This window comes from Acinetobacter sp. NigerLNRRAM0016, assembly GCF_054112845.1.
The window spans coordinates 159013-185108 of record NZ_JBSYVT010000002.1 but is presented as its reverse complement, the minus strand read 5'-3'; the positions used below and the strand labels follow the sequence as shown (position 1 = coordinate 185108).

The 26096-nt window shown below is 40.6% G+C and carries 29 protein-coding genes and 1 pseudogene; 9 read left to right on the top strand and 21 right to left on the bottom strand.

The genetic code is table 11. The features are described 5' to 3' along the window. Window positions 1-32: 32 nt before the first annotated feature. From ACWQ4X_RS02635 to ACWQ4X_RS02620, 4 genes are read left to right on the top strand one after another with little or no spacing between them, the layout of a single operon-like run. Entirely contained in the window at window positions 33-1538 is a 1506-nt protein-coding gene (locus ACWQ4X_RS02635) for a 3'-5' exonuclease (RefSeq protein WP_457902614.1), read from the top strand. Then, window positions 1526-1843 carry a hypothetical protein gene (locus ACWQ4X_RS02630; protein WP_130112726.1) on the top strand — a complete coding sequence of 106 codons (318 nt, stop codon included), beginning with the start codon at window positions 1526-1528 and terminating at the stop codon, window positions 1841-1843. The genes ACWQ4X_RS02635 and ACWQ4X_RS02630 overlap by 13 nt, the downstream gene beginning before the upstream one ends. A 57-nt stretch (window positions 1844-1900) precedes the next feature. Next, window positions 1901-2149: a hypothetical protein gene (locus ACWQ4X_RS02625; RefSeq protein ID WP_155722690.1), complete on the top strand. Its 249-nt coding sequence runs from the start codon at window positions 1901-1903 to the stop codon at window positions 2147-2149. Next, window positions 2149-2430, top strand: coding sequence for a pyocin activator PrtN family protein (locus ACWQ4X_RS02620; protein ID WP_009586842.1), 282 nt, complete (start codon window positions 2149-2151; stop codon window positions 2428-2430). Before ACWQ4X_RS02625 ends, ACWQ4X_RS02620 begins: the two co-directional genes overlap by 1 nt. Before the next feature lie 85 nt (window positions 2431-2515). On the opposite strand, the pseudogene ACWQ4X_RS02615 reads toward ACWQ4X_RS02620, so the two are convergent. Continuing rightward, window positions 2516-2581, bottom strand: a pseudogene (locus tag ACWQ4X_RS02615) (hypothetical protein); the annotation flags it as partial. An 81-nt stretch (window positions 2582-2662) separates the two neighbouring features. Here ACWQ4X_RS02615 and ACWQ4X_RS02610 point away from each other — a divergent pair. Together ACWQ4X_RS02610 and ACWQ4X_RS02605 are read left to right on the top strand one after the other, a co-directional pair. Continuing rightward, complete coding sequence (locus ACWQ4X_RS02610) at window positions 2663-3877, top strand: DUF1615 family protein (protein WP_457902613.1); 1215 nt, start codon at window positions 2663-2665, stop codon at window positions 3875-3877. Beyond that, on the top strand, window positions 3844-4491 hold the full coding sequence (locus ACWQ4X_RS02605; protein WP_457902612.1) for an HAD family hydrolase: 648 nt from the start codon (window positions 3844-3846) through the stop codon (window positions 4489-4491). Before ACWQ4X_RS02610 ends, ACWQ4X_RS02605 begins: the two co-directional genes overlap by 34 nt. A 79-nt stretch (window positions 4492-4570) precedes the next feature. On the opposite strand, the gene grxD is transcribed toward ACWQ4X_RS02605, so the two are convergent. Then, window positions 4571-4912: a Grx4 family monothiol glutaredoxin gene (grxD, locus tag ACWQ4X_RS02600; RefSeq protein ID WP_016166729.1), complete on the bottom strand. Its 342-nt coding sequence runs from the start codon at window positions 4910-4912 to the stop codon at window positions 4571-4573. Between the two features lie 239 nt (window positions 4913-5151). Here grxD and ACWQ4X_RS02595 point away from each other — a divergent pair, with 239 nt between their 5' ends. Next, window positions 5152-6363, top strand: coding sequence for an acetylornithine/succinylornithine family transaminase (locus ACWQ4X_RS02595; protein WP_457902611.1), 1212 nt, complete (start codon window positions 5152-5154; stop codon window positions 6361-6363). Between the two features lie 51 nt (window positions 6364-6414). On the opposite strand, the gene ACWQ4X_RS02590 is transcribed toward ACWQ4X_RS02595, so the two are convergent. The 3 genes from ACWQ4X_RS02590 to surE all read right to left on the bottom strand — a co-directional run bounded on the left by ACWQ4X_RS02590 (window position 6415) and on the right by surE (window position 9139). Continuing rightward, complete coding sequence (locus tag ACWQ4X_RS02590) at window positions 6415-7344, bottom strand: LysR family transcriptional regulator (RefSeq protein ID WP_100242913.1); 930 nt, start codon at window positions 7342-7344, stop codon at window positions 6415-6417. 95 nt (window positions 7345-7439) lie between these two features. Next, window positions 7440-8255, bottom strand: coding sequence for a peptidoglycan DD-metalloendopeptidase family protein (locus ACWQ4X_RS02585; RefSeq protein ID WP_142768257.1), 816 nt, complete (start codon window positions 8253-8255; stop codon window positions 7440-7442). Window positions 8256-8371: 116 nt separating this feature from the next. Further along, a complete protein-coding gene (surE, locus tag ACWQ4X_RS02580) occupies window positions 8372-9139 on the bottom strand; it encodes a 5'/3'-nucleotidase SurE (RefSeq protein WP_100242915.1) in 768 nt (255 codons plus the stop codon). A 155-nt stretch (window positions 9140-9294) separates the two neighbouring features. Between surE and ACWQ4X_RS02575 the strand changes: the two genes are divergently transcribed. Both ACWQ4X_RS02575 and ACWQ4X_RS02570 read left to right on the top strand, forming a co-directional pair. Then, window positions 9295-10512 carry a tyrosine-type recombinase/integrase gene (locus ACWQ4X_RS02575; protein WP_457902610.1) on the top strand — a complete coding sequence of 406 codons (1218 nt, stop codon included), beginning with the start codon at window positions 9295-9297 and terminating at the stop codon, window positions 10510-10512. Between the two features lie 2 nt (window positions 10513-10514). Next, window positions 10515-10640 (top strand): hypothetical protein, encoded by a 126-nt coding sequence (locus ACWQ4X_RS02570; RefSeq protein ID WP_457902609.1) that lies wholly within the window; start codon window positions 10515-10517, stop codon window positions 10638-10640. 25 nt (window positions 10641-10665) lie between these two features. On the opposite strand, the gene ACWQ4X_RS02565 is transcribed toward ACWQ4X_RS02570, so the two are convergent. The 16 genes from ACWQ4X_RS02565 to ACWQ4X_RS02490 form a co-directional block, all read right to left on the bottom strand. Next, window positions 10666-11181: a glycoside hydrolase family 108 protein gene (locus ACWQ4X_RS02565; RefSeq protein WP_457902675.1), complete on the bottom strand. Its 516-nt coding sequence runs from the start codon at window positions 11179-11181 to the stop codon at window positions 10666-10668. A gap of 248 nt (window positions 11182-11429) precedes the next feature. Continuing rightward, a complete protein-coding gene (locus tag ACWQ4X_RS02560) occupies window positions 11430-11744 on the bottom strand; it encodes a hypothetical protein (protein ID WP_457902608.1) in 315 nt (104 codons plus the stop codon). Between the two features lie 63 nt (window positions 11745-11807). Then, window positions 11808-12611: a leucine-rich repeat domain-containing protein gene (locus ACWQ4X_RS02555; protein WP_457902607.1), complete on the bottom strand. Its 804-nt coding sequence runs from the start codon at window positions 12609-12611 to the stop codon at window positions 11808-11810. Then, complete coding sequence (locus ACWQ4X_RS02550; RefSeq protein ID WP_457902606.1) at window positions 12611-15589, bottom strand: phage tail protein; 2979 nt, start codon at window positions 15587-15589, stop codon at window positions 12611-12613. Before ACWQ4X_RS02550 ends, ACWQ4X_RS02555 begins: the two co-directional genes overlap by 1 nt. Further along, entirely contained in the window at window positions 15576-15764 is a 189-nt protein-coding gene (locus ACWQ4X_RS02545) for a hypothetical protein (RefSeq protein ID WP_457902605.1), read from the bottom strand. Before ACWQ4X_RS02545 ends, ACWQ4X_RS02550 begins: the two co-directional genes overlap by 14 nt. Continuing rightward, entirely contained in the window at window positions 15761-15997 is a 237-nt protein-coding gene (locus ACWQ4X_RS02540) for a hypothetical protein (protein ID WP_457902604.1), read from the bottom strand. The genes ACWQ4X_RS02545 and ACWQ4X_RS02540 overlap by 4 nt, the downstream gene beginning before the upstream one ends. 8 nt (window positions 15998-16005) lie before the next feature. After that, window positions 16006-16923 carry a phage BR0599 family protein gene (locus tag ACWQ4X_RS02535; protein WP_457902603.1) on the bottom strand — a complete coding sequence of 306 codons (918 nt, stop codon included), beginning with the start codon at window positions 16921-16923 and terminating at the stop codon, window positions 16006-16008. Further along, the gene (locus ACWQ4X_RS02530; RefSeq protein WP_457902602.1) at window positions 16923-18134 is read right to left on the bottom strand and encodes a hypothetical protein; all 1212 of its coding nucleotides are present in this window, start codon (window positions 18132-18134) and stop codon (window positions 16923-16925) included. The genes ACWQ4X_RS02535 and ACWQ4X_RS02530 overlap by 1 nt, the downstream gene beginning before the upstream one ends. 62 nt (window positions 18135-18196) lie before the next feature. Beyond that, window positions 18197-18619, bottom strand: coding sequence for a hypothetical protein (locus ACWQ4X_RS02525; protein WP_457902601.1), 423 nt, complete (start codon window positions 18617-18619; stop codon window positions 18197-18199). An 11-nt stretch (window positions 18620-18630) separates the two neighbouring features. Continuing rightward, window positions 18631-19428, bottom strand: coding sequence for a hypothetical protein (locus ACWQ4X_RS02520; RefSeq protein ID WP_457902600.1), 798 nt, complete (start codon window positions 19426-19428; stop codon window positions 18631-18633). A 113-nt stretch (window positions 19429-19541) separates the two neighbouring features. Further along, window positions 19542-23087, bottom strand: coding sequence for a tape measure protein (locus tag ACWQ4X_RS02515; RefSeq protein ID WP_457902599.1), 3546 nt, complete (start codon window positions 23085-23087; stop codon window positions 19542-19544). Between the two features lie 62 nt (window positions 23088-23149). Then, window positions 23150-23677, bottom strand: a complete 528-nt coding sequence (locus ACWQ4X_RS02510) for a hypothetical protein (protein ID WP_457902598.1) — start codon at window positions 23675-23677, stop codon at window positions 23150-23152. A gap of 9 nt (window positions 23678-23686) precedes the next feature. Then, on the bottom strand, window positions 23687-24505 hold the full coding sequence (locus tag ACWQ4X_RS02505) for a hypothetical protein (RefSeq protein ID WP_457902597.1): 819 nt from the start codon (window positions 24503-24505) through the stop codon (window positions 23687-23689). A gap of 28 nt (window positions 24506-24533) precedes the next feature. Continuing rightward, window positions 24534-25241 (bottom strand): hypothetical protein, encoded by a 708-nt coding sequence (locus ACWQ4X_RS02500; RefSeq protein ID WP_457902596.1) that lies wholly within the window; start codon window positions 25239-25241, stop codon window positions 24534-24536. 86 nt (window positions 25242-25327) lie between these two features. Then, complete coding sequence (locus ACWQ4X_RS02495) at window positions 25328-25573, bottom strand: hypothetical protein (protein ID WP_457902595.1); 246 nt, start codon at window positions 25571-25573, stop codon at window positions 25328-25330. A gap of 41 nt (window positions 25574-25614) precedes the next feature. After that, on the bottom strand, window positions 25615-26088 hold the full coding sequence (locus ACWQ4X_RS02490) for a hypothetical protein (protein WP_457902594.1): 474 nt from the start codon (window positions 26086-26088) through the stop codon (window positions 25615-25617). Window positions 26089-26096 lie beyond the last annotated feature (8 nt).

The window sequence follows — 26096 nt, the reverse complement described above, 5'->3', positions numbered from 1 at the left end:
CATCGATGAGGGTACCAATAGTGAGACCAAAGATGAATCCAACTATTGAACAACAACATGCCATTGATATGGCATTACATGGTCAGTCTTGTAAAGTGACCGCATACGCCGGTGCTGGTAAGACTTCTACCCTTAAACTGATTGGTAATGCAAAGCATCACCAACATGGAATGTATTTGGCATTTAACAAGGCTATTGCAACAGAAGCACAGTCTAAATTTAACCATAATGTTAAGTGCAAAACATTTCACAGCCTAGCTTATAACTCAGTTCCACGCTGGCTGACCAATAAATTAAAAAATCGTCGCTTGATGTCAAACCAATTGGCATCTCGCCATGATCTTGAGAATTATCAAGTACCAGTGGCATTGGTTAAACAACGTGGTGAGGATGACCAGAAGCGTTTATTTAATTCAAAACGTATGGCCACATCTATGATGAATGCCGTTGGTTATTTCTGCCGTTCTAATTACAGCGAAATTCAACTATCACAAGTTTACGCTGCTTTACCTGATTGGATGGATGATACATATCGTGCTGAATTGGCAAATATCCTTTTACCTAAGGCACATGATTACTGGAATGACATTTTAAATCCTGCTGGCATTAACCGTCTCGAACATGACCATTACCTAAAATATTGGGCATTGAGCAATCCAGTGATTAATGCTGACTTTATTTTATTTGATGAAGCACAAGATGCTGATCCAATCATGTTAAATGTCTTAAGTAAACAACGTGCTCAGGTAATTTATGTTGGTGATCGTCACCAGCAAATCTATGCGTTTCGTGGTGCTGTCAATGCGATGCAATCCCTAGATATTGCTGAAACACGTTTGAGTCAATCATTCCGTTTTGGTGAAACCATTGCTGATCTTGCGAATAAAATTTTGTTCAATGTTTTGGATGAAGAAATTCCATTACGTGGTTTTGAACAAATTGACTCCAATGTTGGTGAAGTCACCGATATGGTTGCAGATGCATTTATCTATCGTACCAATGCTGCTGCCCTTTCCAACATGGTTGAGTTGGTAAAAATTGGACGTGAACCACGTTTGGAAGTTGATACAGGTTCTTTATTAAAAAACATTGAAGATGCCAAAAAAGTTAAGTCTGGAATAAAAGTCCATGATGGAAGTGTGTTTGAAGGCTTTAGCAATTGGGAAGAAGTCATTGAATATACAAATGAAGTCTCTGGAAATGACTTAAAAGCACTTGTTAGCCTAATCAATAAAGTGGGTGAAGAAGCTCTAATCAGCTCATTACTAAAAAGTAATTCTAGTGATTATGACTGCATTGTGACCACAGCTCATAAGTCTAAAGGCTTGGAGTTTAACAAGGTCAAACTTGGTGGTGATTTCTTTTATAAAGAAGCTGCTGCACCTGGTGAAAAAATCCTAACCGAAGATGAAGCTCGACTTTTATATGTTGCTGCTACTCGAGCTAAAAAGCAGTTAGATATTTCTGCATTGAACCCACTATTTAAAAAGATTGGATATAACACTCAAGCTGAGGTAAATGCCTTATGCGTCCAATAGTAAAACAGAAAAACTTCTTAGGCTTCAAAATCTGGTTAGAAAAACTAGGGTATGAGGTAAAGCAATTAGATGGTGGTTTTGTGGCACGAGCAAAAAGCCGAGAAGCACAACGAGCATATAAAAAGTCACATCATTATGTGCGTGTTGGCTCAGACCTTTCAGGTAATCAAGCAGCTTATGAGCTTGGGGCTGAATTTGAAAACCATCTTCGTGCACCTGAACAGACTTGTACAGCAAAAGCAGAAAAGGAAATTCTGCATATTGTTAAAGGTGAATCACATGGAATGGGTTATCTGGTGGCTTGAAGTTATGTTGGTAGTGAACGGATTTGTATTTATTAACTTTGAATTATGGTGGCTGTGATGCTTGATTTAAATAAAGAGCGTGAAGCGTTTAATGAGAATTTTGGATTACCTGAGTCTGACGATTGTTTTTTAGGTGAAACTTCTCCTGAGCAAAACAAATTGATGTTGAAATGTCATTGGCTTGGATGGCAAAGATGTGCCGAAACTAAACAAGCAGAAATAGACCAACTCAAATCAAAATTAGCTGATGCGGAAAAAGCTGTTGCACATTATAAAGCTATGAATGAAGCAAGTGAGGTGGAATGATGGGAGTAGCTATCAATCGAAATGACCAAATCGACACATCAATGATGTTGATTCTGCGTTATAAAAGACCTGTTGTTGCCTTAAAAGATATTGTTGAAGATTACATGCCACATTTAGATATGGCAGCTGCAAAACAACGAGCAGCTAAATGTAAACTACCTTTCCCAGCATTTAAGGTAGATGGTAATAAATCTGAATACTTTGTAAACTTAACGGATGTTGCAGTTTGGTTGGATTCACTGCAAAAAGAGTCTCAAAGAAATTGGAGTGAGGTGAATTGATTTCACCTCATTTTTTACGCCAATTCTACGCCATACGCCACGCAAAAAACACTAAGATATTGATTCCAAATTATTATTATAAATAGTCTAACCCACCTGCCATAGGTGCGACGATTAAATTATTTGACAGTTGATAGGGACCAATATACATATATATTCATAACTTTTAATCACCAGCATAGTATACTGCATCTGCTCTATTTGCTCATCCTTTACCGATTGCCCCGAGACTATGAGAAAAACTGCTTTTCCTGCATCCCTAATTCAATCACTCAAACCATTAAGCGTATTAGCACTCTCATTCAGCCTTGCGGCGTGTGGGGATCATTCGTGGTGGAAAGATGATGAGCCAACTTTAGACAGTGATCAAATTAAGCGCGTTATTCCGTCCCGCGTGAACGATCGCAGCTCATGGGCAAAAGATATTTTTGACATTACTGAGCAACTCGGTATTCCGCAAAGCAAAGAAAATATTTGCAGTATTGTGGCTGTTGTGGATCAAGAATCGAATTTTGTAGCCGATCCAACAGTCCCAGGCTTGGGTGAAAAAGCAGTTAAGGAAGTCCAAGATCGTCTAACTGAAAAATTTACTGATAAATTAGGTGAAACGATTGGCGGTACAGTAGCTGGTTATTTTGAGGAAGTACTCAAAACCCAACCGATCCCTGAAGATAACTACTTAAGCCAAATGCGTCGTGTAAAAACTGAACGACAATTGGATGAGCTCTACCGTGAAATTTTCGACTATATGTCGCAACATTACCATGTCAGTGCATTAACAGGTGCAGCTAAACTGGTTGGGCAAGATGTCGGTGAAAAAATGAATCCGATTACCACTTTGGGCTCGATGCAAGTGCATATTGGCTATGCCAAAGCACATAAACGCCAAGGTGGCAGTATTGCCGAATTACGAACGGATTTATATAGTCAATATGGTGGTTTGTATTACGGCATACACCGTTTAATGATGTACCCAGCCGATTATGACAAAGCCATTTATCGCTTTGCAGATTACAACTCAGGCATGTATTCAAGTCGTAATGCGGCTTTCCAAAGCATGCTCAATGATTTGACCACTGCTGATCTTAGCCTTGATGGTGACTTGCTGCTTTATAATAAGGATGGCTCAATTCGTTCTGCGAAGAGCGAGTCTGAACGCGAGTTAATTAATGTATTCGCTCAGAATAATGTTTTAGTCACTCCACGCCAAATTCGCAGTGACTTGAAGAAAGAAAAAGAGAAAGATTTTGAAGACACGGCAACTTATCGTGCAGTCACAAAACTCTATGAAGAAAAATCAGGCAAAAAGGCATTCTATGCCATGATGCCTCAAGTGGTCATTTCAGGACCTAAATTAAGTCGTGATTATAATACCAACTGGTTTGCCAGCCGCGTGAATGGACGTTATGAAACATGTATGCAACGGGCGAAACGCATAAAAATCTAGCATTATTCGACTTTGATGGCACTTTGTGTAAAAAAGACAGTTTTACAGGCTTCATTTTTTACGCGCTGTCAAAGCGACATATTGTCAAACAGGGCTTGAAACTGCTGCCATGGATTCAAGCCTACTATTTGAATGTCTACCCTGCTCATGCCATGCGACCAAAACTGTTTTATGGCATGTTTAAAGACACGGATTATGCTGAAATCAGAAAGATTGCTGAGGAATATGCACAGCATCTGATTCAAGAATTGGACCCTAAATTCATGCAGCAGTTGCAACTGCATCAAGCACTTGGGCATGATGTGGTTTTGGTTTCAGCCTCCGTCAATTTATATCTAAAACCGCTGTGTCAATTATTGGGAATTGATCTAATTTGTACTGAAACAGAAGTTCGTGAAAGTCGACTTACAGGACATTATCAATCTGCCGACTGTAGCCGAATGGAAAAGAAAAAACGTATTTCTCAGCAATATCCTATAGCTGAATATGCAAGCATTTATGCTTATGGCAATAGTGAAGAAGATCTTGAAATGTTTAGCCTTGCCCAATACACCTATATGGTGGGACGAGACCAGAAACTCCCAGCTTTGCCAGCTCATTTAAAAATGGCTTAAGCTCTAAGATCAGTTTTAATTCTCAAGCATAAAAAAAAGCCAACTTCATGTTGGCTTTTTTACTGGCAGCAGAAACAAATTAAGCTTCTGGTGCTGGGCTGTATTGTTCAACTAAAGGCTTTAACTCACCTTTTTGGAACATATCAAGCATGATATCGCTACCACCGATTAACTCACCATTAATCCACAATTGCGGGAATGTCGGCCAGTTCGCAATACGCGGTAATGTTGCACGAATATCTGGATTTTCTAGAATATTAACGTAAGCAAACGGACGACCAATTTGACTGAGTGCTTCTACCGCACGAGCAGAAAAACCACACTGTGGAAATTGCGGAGTGCCTTTCATGTAAAGAAGAACTGCGTGTTTAGCAATCTGGTCACGAATTAACGCTTCTGTATCGCGTGTTTGTTCAGTCATTGATGAATCCTCAACTAATCTGCCTTGCATTATACCCAAAACACAACAAAACAGTATGCTTAAAGCAATATTTCCAGTTTTATTTACATTCAGGCTTTAATTCTAGATGAGATTTTGCTTATATAGGGTTTGTTTTGCCGTTCTGTCCAGAATTGGAAAACCAATCCACTATCGTCTCCCTACTTTCGGTAAGCCGATGCTAGTGAAGTCTATTATTTCTTTTCAAATACGAGTTAGTTATGAATACCTTTACTCAAGCCCCTATACAAACTGATCAACCATCTCATTTGATGCCTGTGTTTGGCCGTCAACCGATCAGCTTTGTCCGAGGACGAGGAGCGTATTTATATACCGCAGATGGCACAGAATATTTAGATGCCTTAACAGGAATTGCAGTTTGTGGTTTGGGACATTCACATCCTGAAATCACTCAAGCCATTGCTGAGCAAGCGGGTACTCTGATTCACACCAGCAACCTATTTGAAGTGCCTTGGCAAACAGCTGCTGCGCAAAAATTGGCGCAAGTTGCAGGCATGGAAGAAGTCTTCTTCTCCAATAGTGGTGCGGAATCGAATGAAGGTGCGATTAAAATTGCACGTAAATTCGCACATTTACAAGGGATTCGTACACCAAAAATTATCGTAGCCGATCACTCTTTCCATGGTCGTACCTTAGCGACGCTCTCTGCGACTGGCAATAAAAAAGTCCAAGAAGGCTTTGAACCGCTGGTTGAAGGTTTTATTCGCGTACCTTTTGGTGACATCGAAGCGATTGAAGAAGCAGCTATTCAACATCCAGATATTGTGGCTATTTTGGTTGAACCGATTCAAGGTGAAGGTGGTGTCAACACTGCACCACAAGGCTTTAGCTATTTAGAAGATATCCGTCGCCTATGTAACCAACACAACTGGTTAATGATGCTGGATGAAGTACAAACAGGAAATGGGCGTACAGGTCAGTTCTTTGCTTATCAACATACCAACATTGTGCCTGATGTACTGACTACAGCAAAAGGTTTGGGCAATGGCTTCCCGATTGGTGCTGTCATGACTCAAGGTCGTGCTGTGGGTGTCCTGACTGCGGGGAACCACGGTTCAACCTACAGCGGTACTGCGTTAGGTTCTCGTGTAGTTTACACAGTGATTAACGTCATTCAGAAAGAAAACCTAGTCGAAAATGCTGCGAAAATGGGGAACTATATTGTGCAGCAATTGGCGCAGAAATTATCAGATCAAAAAGTCGCCGTTCGTGGCTTTGGTTTGATGATCGGTATTGATTTACCAAAACCGTGTGCAGAATTGGTTCACATTGCACGTGATGAACATCAGTTGATTATTAATGTCACTGCGGGTTCTGTGGTTCGTTTATTACCACCGTTAAACATCACTCAAGAGCAAGCAGATCAATTGATTCAACGTTTAGTGACAATGATTCAAGCTTATCTCGCTTAATCATCCACCTACAAAAAAAGCCGCGTTTAGCGGCTTTTTTATTTCAGCTTTTTATGAAGCTTCTTGATATATCCTGCCACCGGGTAATTGGCAAAAATATTGTTTCAATGCATCTAAACAGCGGTGAATTTTCATCGGCTGTTGTTCACGCTTAGATGTAATTGCATATAAATAGAAATTAGGTAATTTCCACTCTGGTAAGACTTCTACCAATGCACCATTGACTAAATCTTTTTGAACATCAAGATATAAAATTCGAGAAATTCCATGTCCTTGCAGACATAAAGACTTGGCAACCAACACATTATTGGTGGTTAAACGCGAGTTCATTTCTATACTCACTGTTTCACCAGACATGCCATGTTGGAAAGCAAAACTTTCATAGTTTTTCATTAAGTTAACGGGAATCAGATCATGATTCTTTAAATCTTCAGGACGCGAAATGGGTGCCGTCTGATTTAAATAACTCGGTGAAGCAACTAACACTTGTTCAACGCGGGCCAGTGGAACCGCATATAAACTTTGATCTTCAATTTTCGGACTCATGCGTAAAGCAATATCAATTCGACCTTCAATCAAATCAATATAATGATTGTCCGCTTCCAAATGAACAGCTAAACCTCGATGGGCCGACATCCAATGTGATAATGCAGGAATAACGTGATTTGCACCTAACTCTGGTGTCGTTGCAATACGCAACTCCCCCACTAGGTCATCGCGTAATTCGTTAATACGAATTTTCCCACGCTCTGCAGCAGCTAGCATCTCTTGGCAGCTATGAAAAAAAGCTTGTCCAGCTTCAGTCAAACTCAACTTTCGTGTCGAACGATGCAGAAGGATCACTTCCATCTCTTGTTCTAAAGAACGAATCTGCTGGCTTACAGCACTTGTAGTAATTCCTAACTCTCGTGCGGCTCCGCTAAACGAACATTTTTCCACAACACAAGCAAACACTCCCATTGCTCGAAGTTGATCTAACATAAATTTCCCTCTAAACTTATGAGATGCTCCTACCTTTCGATAAAAGCAACTCATTGGATTATACGGTGAAATTTTTAAGTTGTAATGATCTTAATTTAATTTATTGGTAAAACATTAGTCGGATTGATTGGTTTACCATTTAAGCGTACCTGAAACTCAAGCATGGTGCGGCTTGTACCCGATGAACCCATCTCCGCAATTTTTTGACCGGCCGTTACATTTTCTCCGCTTTTCACCAGCATCTTGCTGTTATGCGCATACGCAGTGATATAGCCATCGATATGTTTCACGAGAATCAAGTTGCCATATTCTTTCAATCCATCCGCGGCATAGACCACCTGACCATTGGCAGCAGCATAAATTGCATCACCGACATTGCCTCCATAACGAATACCTTTGACATTATTGGTCAAATTGAAGTTTTCAATCACAGCACCATTCGACGGCTTCACCCAACGTAATGCACTGGCTTGTGTCGGAGTAACTGGGACTGGGGCTGTTTTGGTTGTGGTCGTCGTTGTTACTGGTGGAGGATTACTTGGTAAAGTAATCGCCTGACGTTGGATTGGTGCAGTTTGGGTCACTGCCTGCGTGGTTGCTGTACGTTTATTCCCAGAACCTCTTAGTTTAATTGACTGCCCGACATAGATACGATACGGCGGTGCAATATCATTCATATCGGCAATGCTGATATAACTCAGTCCGTAACGTGCCGCAATTCCACTTAAGGTATCCCCTGAACGAACAGTGTAATAGTCAGGTGCCGTCGCGTAACGGGTCGGATTATTAATTTGAGGTTTGGATGCACATCCACTTAAAATGGCAGTGGTAACAATAGCAGTTGAGATCACTAGGGTTTTCAACAATGCTGTTGGCGTAGCAAAGATCCGATTTTGCGACATCGCAGGCATTAATCTTCCTCTCTATATGTCTTTATTGGTTTTCATGCGCGTAAGAGTAGCAAAAATATTTTGAAAAAATCCGCATTCACGGACTTTTTCACAAAGTTACAACATTTACATGGCTTTTAGCGGCACTGTTCATGCAAACTCTGCAAGATTTCATAATTGGTCGCATCCATTTGAATGGGAGTAATACTGACAAAACCATTCGCGACTGCAAAAAAATCTGATTCAATGCCTGTCATGCCCTGTTTAGGTTCGGCTACAGCTTCTCCAGAAAGTCCGATCCAATAAACTTGGCGGCCACGCGGATCGACATGACTGGTAATTGGTTTAGATTGATGACGACGACCTTGATAAGTAATTTTCTGTCCCTGAAGTTCTGCAACATCTGGAATATTAATATTCAAAATATGACGTGGCGGTAATTCTGGTAGTCCTGCTTGAATAAAATCATGTACCCATTGTGCTGCCGCTGCATAATCATCAGGGTGATCATAGCTACGTACATTACTACCTGCCAAAGATACCGCAATTGCAGGCTGTTTCATGAGTCGACCTTCAAATGCGGCACCCACGGTACCCGAATACAACACGTCATCACCCAAGTTCGCACCGCTATTAATCCCGCTAACGACCAAATCAAACTCAAAATCAAACAGTCCATTCATAGACAGATAAACACAATCTGCTGGTGTGCCATTGACCGCCCAGACATCTGGCGCAATCGAGATGGGTCTTAATGGACGGTCTAAAGTCAAAGCACTGGAAAAACCACTTCGCTCACTTTCAGGCGCCACAATGACAACACGACCTAATGGTTTTAACGCTCGTGCTAAAGCTTGTATCCCAGGTGCAAAAACACCGTCATCATTGGCAATTAAAATATTCACTATAATCTACTTGAATCTATATTAGTCTAAAAAATCCTTTACACCCCTTTATTTATCTATTTCTTTAATCTATTTTAGTCGGTATTGGTTCGCACTAATCTGTCAAAAAAACGGGTACTGTAGCGGGTAACTTATTTAATTGAACGGGTAACTTAATGCTCTCAGATACCAAGATAAAATCTTTAAAGCCTAAAGAAAAAATGTACAGAGTGCTTGATGCAGAAAGGTTATACATTGAAGTAAGACCCTCTGGCAAGAAGATATGGCGCTTTAAATACACCCTGAATGGCAAAGAAGGAACTGTAAGTTTTGGTGAATACCCTATCGTTTCACTTGCCGAAGCGCGTAAAAAGAAAGATGAATCTAAGGCGCTATTAAAGGATGACATCGACCCGGTAGACGATAAGAAGAAAAAGAAGATTGAGGCTGTGACCGCCACGACCAATACTTTTAAGGCTGTGGCTGAAGAATACGCTTTGGAACAGATGAAATATAAAAGCGAGGACTACATAGAGCAGTTCAAGCGATCAATGCGAAAGGATATTTACAAAGTTATTGGCCATAAGCCTGTAAAGGATGTCAATTCCTCCGACGTGCTCACTATTATGAAAGACACTATGGTTAGGGTGAAGAAGCTTAGTCATTACGGCACAGGTGAAGCAGCAGCCAATCAGAACCGCAGATTTGTCAGCTTAGTAATGAAATATGCCATTGTTACCCTTAGAGCAGATAACGACCCAACATACGCTGTTAGAAGCGCCATAGAAGCACCTGAAATTGAGCATGCACGACCATTAAAGAAAGATGAGCGTATCAAGCTGAGAACGCGCCTGGAGTTGTATGGTGGTACAACGACGGTCAGAAACGCCTGCTTAGCAATGATGTATTCTATGTTGCGTGCATCTGAAATTAGACGCATGCAATGGTCCTTTGTAGACTTTAAGGAAAAAGTAATTGAGTTCCCTAAAGCATCAAGACGACGCAAACAGGAGCGCAGCAACAAAAAGAACCATATTCATTTAGTTCCAATGTCGGATCAGTTGTGTGCCTTACTCAAAGAGCAGTATGAAATTTCTCAAAATGAGACTTATGTTTTTTCAGCGCCATTTAAAAATGATGAAATGTTAGCGAGAACAACACTGAATAGAGCATTGGTTTTTATTGGATTGCCAGAAGTCACTACACATGATTTTAGGGCGACCGCTTCCACTTTGTTGAATGAGAAAGGTTATAAGCCTGATTGGATCAATAAGCAGTTAGCGCATGTTGAAGAAAATAAAACAAGAGCGACATACAATCATGCAAAATGGTTGGATGATCGTAGAAAAATGCTCCAAGACTGGGCTGATATTGTTGATAGTTGGAAGGAGTGAGAATGAAAGGCTGGCTCTACTTCCACATTGAACACACAATCAAATATGGTGAGCCATTTTATAAAGAGTCTGGTTGGTCTTTGGGTTTGAAGAATAATTATGTGGTTTTGAGTGAGGTGTGGAGTTAGCCCAACTCAAAAGTCAGGCTTTCTATTAATTATCCTGAGCGGCATACTTCAAATTATCAGCCACCCGATTAGTCCAGCCTTTTCCATACTCCTTAAATGTACTGAGTGAGGTGTAGAACTTTAGGCGCTCAGCGGTCAAGGTAAGCAACACATCATTTAAATCCATGGCATTGGTGGCTGCAATTGTTTTAGGACCAATCATGCCATCAGCATTTACACCAACTGCCTGCTGCAATTCTTTAACTGCTCGGCTCACACCTGCGTTAATGGCAAAGTCCCATAGCTGAAAAACAATAGCTGAATGCAGGCCATGACCGCCTAATTTATCCCACCAGTCGGTTTTATAAATCTTCTTGGCTTGCTCAAGCGTGATGTTTTTAATATCAAGTGTTGGGTAGGTATTTGCGGCTAAACCAAATTTGGTGCCTTTTAGCTCCCCCACTCCTACTCGCCCACCAGTCCAGTTTCCAGGATCTCGTTTATCGCTAGAGTATCCACCCTCATGACCAATCAGCCTTCGGAATGCTTCATCAAAAGTGATGGAGTCAGCAGGGATGCTTGCAAAACCTAGAATGGTTGGCTTGGGATGTAATTCAGGCTGATATTTCTTTTTCCCGATATAACCAAGTGCAGGCAAAATCAATGTCAGAATTGCCGCATGGTACTCAGTTGGAATGAGCTGTGTATCCATGCCTTGCTGTAGTAAAACAGGAAGTACGCCCAATAAAAAAGCTCCCCAAATTGGAAGCTTTACGGAAAGAAATTTAAGTGGATTATCTTCAATGTAACTCATTTATTATCCTCACGATGACTTTGCATAATTGCCATGTCTTGCTTAAGTTGGTTAATGGAATTGATGGTCCATGCACCACCTGAAATTGCCACACTCAGCACAACGCCTAAGCCCCATTTGAGCATTGCGATTGCTCCTTGTGCTTTGTGGTTTTGCTGTTCAAGTGCTTCTACTTTTATACGTTGCTGATCAAGGGCTTGGTGATAACCCTTGTTGATAGCGTTTGCCTCAATGAGCTGCTCAGACACTTTTTGCAGCCGATCAGACACTTCATTTAATTTCTTCCAAAGTGATGCGCTCGGCTCATTCACTGGTGCCCCCTATATTTTTTGGCATAAAAAAAAGCACCATAAGGCGCTGTGAAATATTGGAATTTATACACCAACCATTTGAGCAGAAAAAGCAGACCATCCTGGTGCGCTCTGATAAGCTGCTAAAGATCCAGATGGCACCTTAAATACACATCCAGCTTTAAGCTGCCCAAATACTTGCGTTGCCAATGTTGGTGGAGTAGCTCTCAAGCATACAATTTCATTGCAGGCTTTTAGCCCGTAAAAAGCATATTCACCGATACTACTAATTGATGCAGGGAGTATTAACGATGGCAGAGCCTCAAAACCATAAAATGCACTGCCGCTAATACTTGTTATTGCATTCGGTAATGTTAAAGATGTCACTTTCTTACAGTTAGAGAATGCAAACTCGCCAATACTTGTTACTGAATCAGGGATGGTTAAAGATAATAAATTCCCCCAACCACTAAACGCATCATTCATAATGGTTGTGAGTGTGCTTGGAAGAACAAGCGATGTTGCATTAATCCATCCGTAAAATGCGTACTGACCGATGCTTGTAACAGCGCCTTTTATATTTAAACCAGTGGATTTTTTAAAAATACTATCAGCATTATTTGCAGATTGCATAGCGTAGTTTGATATTTGCCCGCTTATGCTAGACTCTAAAGATATAATCCCAATATTCGCTGGGAAATTAACTAAATTACCACTAAAGGTAATAGACCCACCCCCAGTCACACTGGACGGAGCAAACAGTTCAATTGTTTTTGTCGCTGCATCTTTTTCTGCTGTAACTGTTACTTTTTGACCGCCTATGTAATTAGATGAAAAAGGCACCATAAAGTCCCCGTTTGCATCTGCTGTTCCGGTATAAATAGCCATTATTCATTTACCTCAATTGTTATGACAGCCCCTGCTGGAGCTTTACCGCTAATACTTGAGCCATCAAATCTCATATTTGCACTTAATGATTCATCTACAACAACATTGATATTTGCGGCTGGAACAGTATTCCCGACAACGCTCGATCCATTTGTTGTTGCAGTCAATATTAAACTTGCAGCCTCAATAAAGAATGAATGCTCAAATTTTTGATGTGACTCATAACCATCACGAACTGACCAAAGTTTTAATGTGTGCGGTTTATTTGGCTTTAATACAGATGCAAGAATTGTCGCGGTATTTGCTGCAATATTTGACTGAGAATCTAGAACCACATTTTCAGAAATCAACTCATAAGCATATGTGACACTACTTTCTACAGTTACATCTCCATCATACCAGCCAATAATCTCACCACCTGTTTGCTGCGCCCGGTTGCGATGTGCCCAGGTCAAAACAATGTTATTTGTTACGATTAATGTTTCTGGAAAATAAGTATCGTTAAATTTCACATTCGCCGGCAGGTATGGTCTGATTGCACGTGCTTTCATTTCAATCGCAATTGAACCTTTTTGCTCAAGTACGCCTGATGGTGTAGTTGTGAGTGCAGAAACTAATACCTCTTCACCGGAAATATATTCAGTTTGATCATAAGAAACATCATTTCCACAGAAGTACATTTTTGTGCCTTCTCCCCACCCTTGTGGTTGAGTGTCTAGAGCACCACGCTTGACTGTAATAATGCCTGTGTACGGATCGACACCTTGAAATACCATCCATTCACCAGGAGTTCCAAGCCAGTCTCGGCCACATTTTATGAGTGTACCCGCTGGGGCATTGGCAATTTTCTTCCAGTTCTTCACTGTAAAACTTGATGAGTTTTTTGAAATGATTTGGTCTAAATCAGCAGTTGTTGAATACTGAATTGATCCAGCACGTACCCACTCATCTCCGTTATTTGTCATCATGATTGCATAAAGCGAATTTTCTTGTGGTTTTTCAGCAACAGTGCCAACTAACCCAAAATTATTTTCATATGCCAATTCTTCATCAGCTTTGCGCTGACCTAATGCCATAACAGCCAAATAGTATGGCATCTCGAAAGGTTCATATTGACATGCTTGAGGCGGTAACGGTTTATCCATCGGCTCGTCAGCAACAATGGTTGTATTCATCATTCCAGTAGACGGAACAACTTCAACCCACTCAATCGAAACCTCATTAGATGTTGGCCCGCCAAGTTTGATGTTCATGATCCGAACCAAGATTGTCCCGGTCCAGCGCTTAGACCAAGGTAACCTGATTAAGTCATATCGATTCCATTTCCGTGCTTCACGCCATCCTGTTGTGAATGAACCCTTTAAAACGCCTGTAGAGAGAATTTTAAGTTTCCAGTTTCCCACAATCTCAGCATTTCGCATGTTCATGAAATAAGGGAAATCGACAGTTTCAGCATTGACTCGGCCAAGCGTCTGAATTAGACCGCTTTCAGAAATTGAGAATGATGAATTTTTGATATTTTTTCGATCGTAGTAATTTACATTGACTTGGTTGATGACCTCATCAGCATTGGTAATTTCATATTGCATACTGCCTTTTTTAATCTTACTTTCAGAAATCGTGTGAATTTCACTTTCCTCAAACCAATCATCACGAAATAAGACCATTTCATAAAGGCCGGTTTGACGGTTCACGCGAATTCCAGCTTCGATGTGATAACAAAGCTCGTTAATGGCATCCATGCAGGATTTTTCAGTAATAGACCATGAAATCCCCAAACCTTCATCGTAAATGCGATCAGCTGCTTTTATAAAATTTTCATTATTTACAGATGATTCAGGCTTGTTCATTGCCGTGTCATCTGTGAGTACTTCACGAATTTTATGGATCGGATTTATATCAATATAAGTGACATCAACAACTTCTTCTGATAATTTTAAATCATAAACAGAAAAACCAAGTCCTGCGGATGTTCCAGTACCAGTACTCCCCCATATTGCTTTACCTTTAGCTGATACTGTTGCAGCTATTGACTTTGTGGCTGATAATTTATACTTAGCTTCATAATTTACATAAGTTACCCCATTTTCATCAGTTTCTCTCAACACCTCTTTGAGATCAAGAAGTCCAGAATCTAGTTTTATTTCAAAGTTTGTCTCAGCACCTATAAACTCAAAGTTAAATGAAACTGTAGCAATACCGTTATACTTTCCGTTAATGTCTATTGATTTATAAATTGATCTGTCAAGATCACCAATATCTCCAGCGCTTACTTGACCATTCCTTGTCATTGATGATTGATAAAATACAGAGCCACCTAGATATGTGTGTTGTATATTGTTGCCGCCTTCACTTCCCTCTGCGATTAATTTATTTATTCCATAAATTTCAACCCCTGTTTTAATAAAGCCATTACCGAAATCCTGCTCTAATCTATAAGCCCCAATCTCACAAACTACAGCCCCATCCTCCCGCACTTCATACCACTGCCTGCGGCCATCATTTCTAATGCGAGTGCGTTTTGGCCAAAGCAGCATTTCTTTCATGTAGCCTGAGTTGCCAACGTAAAAGGCTTCATTCATGTAGCCTGCCAATGCACCAACCGCGCCATCTATCCAGCCATTACCCGTATTAACTTCACCTAACCCGGTAAAAGCCAAATAAGATTGATATGGGTATGCAGAAGCCTGTAGTTCTTTTGACTCCATGTAGTCTTTATAAAATGGCAAAACTTCTTGATTTTCTGTGCCATATTGCACATGGACCACACCAGCGACACCACCCTCATTTTCACCAAATAAACTCGGTGAATTGATAACACCTTGCGCTAAAGCATTGCCATTTTCATCAACAAAAGGTGATAACCAGCCGCGCTTATCGAAGTTAATGCCGAGCATTTTTTCAATCGGATTACCAATGAACAAAAGTAAATTTGTGAAATATCGATATCCTGTAACCTGTCCGCTACTTCCGCCCATTTTCCACCACCTCTACAATCTGCAAAGCCATTGCATCATTTGTTGATTTCACAATTTCAAGATCAATGCCGTTCTCGAGAAAGTCCTGCCAATCCCAACCTTGAGACAAAAAAAATGCCCGCGATCCGCGAGCACACATTTTTGATTTCCGTATATCTGACATATAAATTTTCATTTGCCACCTTTGGATTTGATTGGTGTGGTGGACTGCCCCCAAAGGTGCGTAATATTTCCATACATATGTGGACTGCCAGCAATATCGCTAAATGAGGTGCCTTCATCTGCAATCGTTCCGTCCAACTGGTTTGCATTTTGGCGGTTTTTCTTCTGCATTTTTCGCATTTGCACGTAGTTGTAGATACCAACAATAACGGCAAGCACAGCAGCAATAATTAATCCAACGCCCATTGCATCACCTATTTAATTAATTGATTCATCACTGGGTTTTCACTCGGCATATATGGATGCCCAGCAAATCTGGCAGCGTTATCAAATTTTGTATGGCAGGTATTCAGAGATTGATCACACCCGGGTGCCAGCTGAATTACATCACCAACTTTCACACCTACATGCTCGCGGTACAAGGTGACTGTATTTGCTGTATTGCCAACAACAAATGTAGAAACACCGAGTTTTTTAAACAGGCCACGATTGAGATAACCCGCAGCATAAGTTTTGGTTTCCATGACTGGATCACCATCTGTATAAGTCGGCTGTCCATTTCCGTCTAAGACTGGTTGCCCTAACTCATCCAGAACAGGAACCTGCTCAAAGACCAGATTGCCTTCTGCATCTTTGACTTGAGTTGGATTTACCGTGAATGTGATTGTCAAACCATTGATTGCTGTCACAGTGACATCGAAAGCCCAGTCTTCAAATTTCAATCCACACCAACGGTCATAAATGGAATTTGGACAGGTTTTCTGGAATTTGCGTGTCAGAATGGTCCGGTTTAAATAGGATTCACCAGTTGAACACACCAGCCTCATGGTATCTTCTGAGTCATTAAACTTGGGCTGAGTCACACGCCCCATAAACAAAACCAGCGTTTCATTCTGTTCAAGTTCAAGGATGGTGAGATAAACAGACTCAAAATAAATTTTGTTTAAGAAGATACTGGTGAAGTTATCGCCAACTTCATTCTTAAAGTTACCTTGTGGGAAGGTGACTTCAATCTCGCACTTATCAATGTCTGCATCCTCAATGGCATCCCGATCTAAGCCAGGTACTTTCTTGTAGGTGATGCCGTTGTGTGTGACATCTTTGCGATGATTGGTGAAGTACCATGCTTTATCCCCGTGCTTGAACTGATAAAGCTCTATTTTGATATCCATTAACTTTCTAACTCCAGAATTGGCACCGTGACCTGACTAATACCCGCACCTAAAAATTGAAACTCGATCTGGTCGGCATCGAAGCGATAAAGGCCCATATAACAAATCGTTTGAATGTTATTTCGCTGGGCATTGATGGCTGGTGAAACCGTTAATGACCCGCCTGTTTTGGCAGTGATTTGGTGCGCTGTCCAGGTGTCGTCTTTGCGCTTAACCGCAATGTAATTCCGGCCAGCTTCAATCAGGTATTTGGTATTGGTACTTAAGCTGGTGGTGATATTTCCAGTGTTTAAAATATTCAGATGTTGCTCATATAGCGGCAACCAGAATGGACGATAACGACCACCACGCCGAAACAGGAACCGGCGAAATTCCTGGAACTCATCCCAGCTTCGAATCAGGGACTTAAACGGCTTGGACTGCTTGGCTTTGGCATGATGGGTAAATGACTGAAATCCACCAATACTGTTATCCACCACGTTTTGATGCTGGCTCATGGTGATTTCGATAGAGTCGCCATCGAGTAGCAAGGGCTTGAAGTAAATGTCATTGCCTTTGTATTGATCTGGAATATCGCCAGAATGCTCTGGCAAATCTTCAGCCAATACACGAAAGACCATTGAAGCATTGGACCAGAAACCGCCGGCATTGATTGAAGCATCACCATCAATAATGCAGATTCGTAACGGCATCATCACAGCATTGGTTACCGTGATATTCGCTGAAAGTCGAAAGCCGTCTTGATATTCAGTTTCTAAAGGCTGAATCACTTCATTGGTTTCAGGATCTCGAATCTCCTCCTGAGTAATGATGTAACGCCCAATCTCAGTGATTTCGACCACCTGAACACCTTCAGCACTCTCTATAAAAGCAAAACCGACTTTTAAGTCGGCTTGAGTACTTGATGTATCCAGGATAATGAAATCATCATCAGCAATATCAGGAATGCCTCGTTTCACCTGTCGCAGCGGAATGCCCCAGTTCTTGCGTAAATTTGCATACAGCATATGGAACATATCACCCATAGCTTTCTGCATTTGCACGTACTTAAAGCTTAGAATCTGACGCGGTGCATCTCGCAAAGCATTGCGCTCTTCACTGCCATCAAAAGATTCATGCACTTCAGTTAAGAATTCAAGCCGTTCTGTAGATTCAAGCAGAGGGCAATTTGTTAATACATGCACCTCACCGTATTCGGTTTGTATTTTCATTTTGTCCTCAAATGTTAGGCAATAAAAAACCGTCCAATTGGACGGTTATGTAATCTAAATTATTACGCTTCTTTTAATGTCTGCTTCGCATGGATGTTATCAAGTTTTTCTATTAACTCTATAACTCTGTGCTTCTCAGTAGTCATCAATAAAACAGCATGCTTGGAAAAACTATCTTCGATACGATAATCGGCATGAACCCTTATATCGTGAAGTTGTTTAAGCTTCATTGCTAGTTTTTTAAAATCCTTATCATCGAACTTTTCAGCCAAAAGCTCACAAGTTGTTCTCAACGCTTGGTGAGTACCTCCACCCGCACATTCAGACATCTCATTGAACTTCATATGTAACCAAGCACAAACTATATGAAACAAATGATAATAATGTCTGCTGCAACACAGTCTATCAATGCATTCTTTCGTTATTCCATCTAGTTCACTATTCTCTAGATATGTAGCAATTTCGCCTAATTGAGAAATATTCATGATTTTCCTCTTTAAACAAAATTGAAATATACTGTTATACGATCTTGCTCAGATCCTAGTTGAATTCCATGCTGTTCATAGATTTCTATCATAATATCTTGCAAGTTATCATTCATTTCAATTGAAAGGCCTATAAAATCTTCACACAATTCTATATTAATATCAATAACTTGTGATAGATTATCAAAATCAAAATATGTCACATAATCCACTTCGGTAGGTAGGGTGAAATATTGAAAAAAAACCTTATCAAGTGAACTTCTAATATCTCTATAGAATTCAACTGGGATATCAAATCTATTCAAATGCTTTTTAATTTTATTGAAATCTCTAATATCTCTCTTTGGACCTTCAGGCATATCCTTAGTCACATAAGATAACTCTAAAATGTTATTTAATTCTTCACTAAAACAGAAATCTGAGAATCTCTTTACAACTTGTTTAAATAACTCAACGTTGTTTTTATTATCACGAATCAAATCTGTGTAGATTGGTATAGCTGTTTCAAAGTAGCCATAAACAAATAAGGCATTTGCGTAATGTATAGCCTCGCTTGCACTACGGTTAGACTTCTCATAAGCTAGCTTAAACTCATTCAATGATAGGTCTTTAAGGTTTTCATATATATAGATAATTCCAAGCCCAGTATGTGCCTCAATAGGCTTTTTACTTAATAAAGCTTGCATTGATCTTTTTAATTCTGCCTTCTTTTTACCAACAACACTAAATGCATTCAAATTTTTTAAGCCTGGTGCTCCAAAAAACTGAATAACCTCATTTAATTTTGATGCTGGATTTAAAGCTGACATAAATTAACCTAATGTTATTTATATTTTTGGTGAAGTATACGTTAAAAACTACAATCAGTTAAATATTCATTTATATGATTGTAGTTTTTGTAAGGTAAAACACGAAATCAAGGCTACCCTCTCGCATAGCCCGTTCGTTTCATGTGATAAAGAAAGGCTTTCTGACCGTCTGGACTATATAGAAGGTCTTTGGCTTCATCTTCATTTTTGACCATAATCACACGCAACTGATTATCGATGATCTGAGCCTGAGCCGCCTGAACCTTCGCATTCGCTTGAGCCTGACGTTCTGCCTGTAAATTAGCACCACTCTGAATAGCATCAAGCTGACCTTTAGCCATGCGGTTGGTGTCCTTCTGATCAGCCAAATATCGGGTTAAATCGGTATTCTGCTGAGGGTTCAAGACACGTTCACCACCATCTAAAAGCCAAGTACCTTCGCGTGGGATGTTGTCGATACCGTTGTGAGCCATGCCGACAGGTGCTGCAACCGAGCTAATAATAGACGCAATCTGCGCGCCCTGAGCAAAAGCTCCAGCAATCATAGGTATGTTCTGAGGAAAACCTAACTTTGATGCTTCAGCGATATTCTGCCCCATAGCAAGTGCAGCCTGAGCCACAGCAAATGCCTTTTCAACCGCAAAAGCTGCTGCATATGCTTTGGACTTTTCTCCAAAAATAGCACCCATCATGGTGGACATGCTGGATGCCATTTGCTCACCATAACTTAATTGAAGTTGCATTGAAGATATTTGGTAGTCACCTTCAATCGCTTTTAATCGCTCATGATGCTCAAACCAGATTTGCTCTCGTAAACGTGCAATTTCTTCCAAGTCAGCATTTGGATCTTTCTCCATTTGATCAACTGAAGACATCTTAGAATCAAACAACTCTTGCGACGCATCAGTGCGACTAAAACGATCTTGCTCTAAACGCCATTGCTCGGTAGTGCCATTCATATCAGCTTGAATGGCACCCCAGTTCTGAACAGTGCGGTTTAAGCGATTTCTAACTTCCTCTTGCTGCTTGGCACTACTTAAAGTGATTTCAAGTTGCTTTTGATCTTGACTCAACTTTGAGTTTCTAAGAATTTGCTCTCTTTCAAGACGATACCGCTCCTCCATTGCCGCGGTTTCAGAAATGAGAGCTTCACGCATTTGGAATAAGCGTTGCTCCTTAGAAAGTTGGATTAGTTTTGATTCTTCTTGATATTGCTCATCTAAAAATTTTAATTTTGCCTCTTTAACAACCCCACTAATTCTAGTGTCATTTTCGGCAATCTCCTTATCTTGCTGATAAGCATACTCAAGTTTCTTTTCCTCCGACCATTTGTATTGATTTAGCTCTAAATTTAGTGACTTAAAGTATTCTGCCCGCTCCGCCTCAAATCTTTGTTTAGCTAACCCCTCATATTTGGATTGATCTGCTGCTGAAAAACCAGCCCCACCTATACGCTTTAATTCATCACTTTCTGCAAAATTAATGTTTTCAAAGTCGGTTGCATATAGATTTGATATTTGCTCACGGTCTTGTTTCTGCTGGTCTAGTAGATTTTCAGCTTCCCGCTTAGCTTTTTTACTGGCGTCAGATTGAACTTTAGATCGCTTGCTAATACTACTCGCATAACGCTGCTCAGCTCTTGATCTTTCCTCGGTCAAAGCTACGCTACGCAAAGCCTGATCAATCTCTTCTTGCGTAAGAATAGCGCTCTCGCCTTTAGCTTTCTGCAACTCCAATATTGCTTTTGCTTGTGCTGGTGTTCTACCTTGATTCATTAAACCAGTAGTGTAAATATCATCAAAAGCTTGAGATTGAATGTTTTTCAAATAATCTTGATGTGCTTTTGCAGCATTGCTTGCCGCAGCCGCATTATCATCTAGCGCCTGCGTGTTCTGATCAATTTGAGGTGCTGCATTGGATGCTGCATTTCCAGATAAGGCAACCTTAATTCCATATACAGCCTGCGCATCAGCTGTCTTTTGGGTTTTGACTCGCTGCTCTTCATATTTCTGATTTAGATCGGTGATTTGATTGATTTGATCTGGTGTTACAAAGTAAAGTTTATTGATCTGCTTAATAGCCTCGTCTTGGCTAATAATTCCCTGTCGAACCTTATTGGAAATATCTCTGATTTTCTCCAAGGATTCATAGCTAACTTGGTTTTTAGCTGCATAATTTTGCAGAGAAATTACGGCACTATTAAACTGCTGGTTTAAGTCATTAAGTGCTTTATTTTGCGACTCAAATGCAGATGCCAGATCAGACTTTGCGCTTTGACGCTGAGCACCCTCTAAAGCCAATAGCTCTTCTTTTGTTTTACTAGCCACCTGCGCTTGCTCTTCGAGCTTTTCGTTTGCCTCAGCAGCTCGACTACTGAAATACATATAGCCAGCAGCCAGTGCTGTAACTCCAAGTGTAATCGCTCCAATAGGCCCACCGACCAATGCCAGCATTCTTGCACCAACTGCTCGACTGGCATTAAGTGTATTTTCAGCAGCAGTTTGAGCTGCGATTGCTACAGTGCTGTTCTTCACCGCAATATTGTGAGCTATCTCTGCTTGAGTTAAGCGCATGGTCGCTGCTGCACGTGCTTGTCGTGTTGTTGCAGAGTTGAATTCAGCGCGAGCTAAATTTATTTCGGTGAGCGCTTGTGCTGCTGCTAAGCGTGTACGCTGAACCTCGACAGCAGCCAATTGAGTTTGCATTTGCAAGTCAGCAGTCATAGCCAAGCGCTTCTCAATGGTTGCATTGATCGAAGCTTTTACCGCGACCGTTTGAGTCACAATAGCTCTGGTGAGTAGTGCTACACCGCCAAGCATCCCAATATTTGCAACTGCTTCTAGGTTTTGACCTAACATCGAAATTGACGAAGTGAGGATCTGTGCCGCACCAGAAGCTTGTCCCGCTTCACCTGTAAATTTAGTTACAGCATTATTCAGTTGAGATAATGATTGGCTGATTGTGATATCAGTCTTTCCAAATAACTCATCAACACTGTCTCCAGCCTTTAATAAAGCTTCAGTGATAACATCTCCAGTTAATTTTCCATCAAGCATCATTTGGCGCAGTTCACCGCGGGTTACCCCAAGCCCTGTTGCCATAGCATTTAATAAGCCACCCGCACCATCAACAAGTGAGTTGAATTCTTCCGCACGAAGTACTCCGCCATCAAGCGCCTGACCATACTGGAATAATGCAGCCGCAGCCGATTCGGCATTTGAACCACTAATCGCAACAGCTTTAGATGTGATTTCTGTGAGTCGTGCAGTTTGCTCTTGGTTTAAATTTAAGGTTTTGGCGTTAGACATGTATTTCGAATACACATCATTCACCGCACTCCAAGATGATGCCGATCGTTGCGCAATGGCAAATGTATCAGCCATTGCTTGGTTTAATTCTTCTTGGCTTTTAGTCACCAATTTAAGCTTATTGTTTATCCCTGTGTAGGCATCCATTTTGCTAATAGCAGAGCCGACAGTAACAAGCCCTGCCATATAACCTGCAAGATTGCGCACAGATACGGACATGCTATCCATAGACTTTGTGGCAAACTCACCCTTCTTTTCTATGCTTTCCAGTTCTTTGGCGAGTGCCTGAGCATTTTGCTTGGCATAAATTGAGTCAATCTCAATGACTAAGCGGCTTTTTTGTTCAGGCATTTTACTTTCCTTTAGGCAATAAAAAACCCCGCTTTCGCGAGGTTTGAGTGTTTAAAAGTTGATTAAAGTGTCTTGTATTCAATCATCATTTGATCAAAAGCATCTTTAAAATTGTCTAGCGGCTCTTCATCATCTTTATTGGATTGATAGGGCCATTCTTTAAATCTTGTGTATGCAATTTTTCCAGATTTCATTTGCTCGATGGCTTTCCGTGGATTCTTTATACTACCTTCCGTGCCATAAAGAGTCTCGTTGCTGTCAACTTTTAATGCACTATTTGAGCTTGGGAAGTGATTTGAACCAACTTTCACTAGATAATTGCCATTAATTACACTGACTGTAATCTGTCCACGAAGTCTATAAAGGGTGCATTGTTTTGCATTATTAAATTTATCTTTCTTGCAGCTACTAGACCAATTCCCAAGTAAAGATGGATCGTGCGAGATAATTTGCTCTATTGATTGATTTGGCTCTTTAGGTGGTTTTGCTGAAAAAATCGTAGCACCTGTTTCATCTTTTAAAACATACAGGTCTTGAGCTGCTGCCAAGGTTCCTGAGAGAGATAATATTAGTAATATCAGTAATTTCATAAGTATGCCTCACGACACCAGCCAAATAAATGCAACTAAAATCAAAAACCCAACAATGCCGCCTACAATCCAATCGGATAACGGGTACCCTAAGACATTTGAGTCATCTTTAGCTTGATAATTAATAGTATCTGTCTTTAGATAACTTGGTTCGGGATATTTTTTTTCCAGATCTTTTGTTTTAGGCTCAACATATATAACGCCCTGATATTTTTTATTTTTAGCCTCTCTCTCTTCAAAAAACTTTTTGTTTATCTCATCAGAATTTGTTTCTGGCATTGGGCGAATATCTTGGCTATCAGCACTTTCTAGCTCACCATCCTCTAGATTCGGCATCATAGGAAAATACACTTCAACAAAATCCCTAATAGAAATAAAATCATCTCCTTGTAAGTGATTAAGCAAACTCAGAAACCTATTGAAATCAGAATCTTTGTAGGCTCGATTAAAATATGCGTTAAGCTTTTTCTCAAGTGTAATTAAAGGGCGATTAGCAGAGTAATGTGTTTTGTAGGTGTAAGCCAAATGGCTTAAAGCGTTCTTGTGCTTGCCTTCTATCCTGAGAATATTCGCCATATCCTCATGCGGAACGGAATCTAAAACTAAGAATTGCAAAGGCTTCCAATTATTAGCAACCGCATGCTTTTGATAATAATGCTTCTGCTGATGTAGATAACCCCATGCTTCATCAAATTTTTTGTCTTTTATCGCTTGTTTTGCTAAATCTTTTTGTTCAGCAGCTTCACCAAGGTAACCCTCAAAATCTCCAAGTTTCATATCCTGCTCTATTGATTGTAATTTAACACACAATACTAATTCTTCGGTCAAAAATAAACCCACCGAAGTGGGTTCATTATTAGAAGTTATAACGCAAACCTGCTTTGTAGGTTACGCCCTCATAATCTCCAACCGTGTAATTGTAGTGATCTATGCCACCATTGTGAGAGCATGTGCCACTACCCACACTATTACTTTGCGTACCATTATTACAGGTAGTAGATGATGAAACATCCCAAGACCACTTATAGCCAATCCCGCCATATAAACCAAAAGATGGGGTAAAGGTGTATCCAACCTCAATTCCGACAGGGAGGGTAAAATATGATGAGGTGTCAAACCCATCGACATCTAACACACTAAAGCCCATGCCAAGCGTTCCAAGCGTATAAAATCCATTAATGCCAACCAAATTAAGCTGCCCACCGAATGAAAATTCGTAAGCCTCGCCATCGTATTCGCTATTTTCTTGATACTCGAACTTACCCCACATGCCACTTCTATGTGGCGAAGATGAAAGCCCTATACCAAAGCCCTTTAAATCCTCATTAATATCATTTGCAAATTCTCCATCTTGCGAAGAATATTCGGCAAAAAATGACATTCTAGGAGCAGATTCAACTCTATATCTGACTGGCTGAGTTGGCGCATAGTATTGTGATTCCGCTACAGGTGTTTGAATCCCCCGCATTGGTACTGGCTGCCCCTGTTGAATCACTAAAGGTTGATCCGCATTAGATAATGCAGAAGTGGCACTTAAAACCCCGACTAAAACTAATTTTTTCATGAAGCCCCCTTGTTATTTTCGTTACCGAATCTAACAAAAGCTTCACAAAAAATCCATTATTCATGAGCCTAATCAAAGAAACCAACCTAAGCTGATTTCCGCTTCAAATTCTTATAAACCCCATCCAAATACAGATTATCCAGAGCAAATACACACGAAACCAAAATGTGTAATTCGCATGGCGCTTCATGTAGATCTAGGTAAGACCTGATGTTGTCAGCATCAATCGCCAGTGGTGTACCTTGTTGGGTGTACGGGCGTGCACGCGCAATCACATTGAAAGCAGAAAGAACGGCATTCGCCACATAGTTATACTCGGGTGCATCATCCAATTTACGCCCAAGCTTTGCACGGATCTTCTTTTGATGGTCGGTTAATCCACCGTCTCCTGTGTGCCATCGGTAGAGCTGGATGACTTTCCCAATGTTTCAGCCTCTAGTTTGTCTGCTTCGATCTGAATCAATACCGATTGAGCTTTAATGAAGTTCCAGATCTGAATACCTGTTTTCCCCATGCTTAACAGCTTGGTTGCATTTTCTTTTGAACATGGCGGCTCAATCTCTTTGCCTTTTTCCAAGAACACTACATCCTGCCAATCAGCAATCAAATGACAGCCTGCCGCTTCCATTAGAAGATCATGCCAGAGCTTGTCTTCACCTGTTGCTGAAGCCACATCATAGCCTTTAGATGCGATTTGGTTTTGAGCACGCTCCAGTCCAACCAAATAAGCCTGATGATTGGCTCCATTGATTTTGAACTTTGCTAGCACCTCACCTGTTTCAGCATCTTTATAATCTTTCCAAGCGGCTACATTTTTACTTTCTTGAATCGCTACTTTTAAAGCCATTTTCTAAT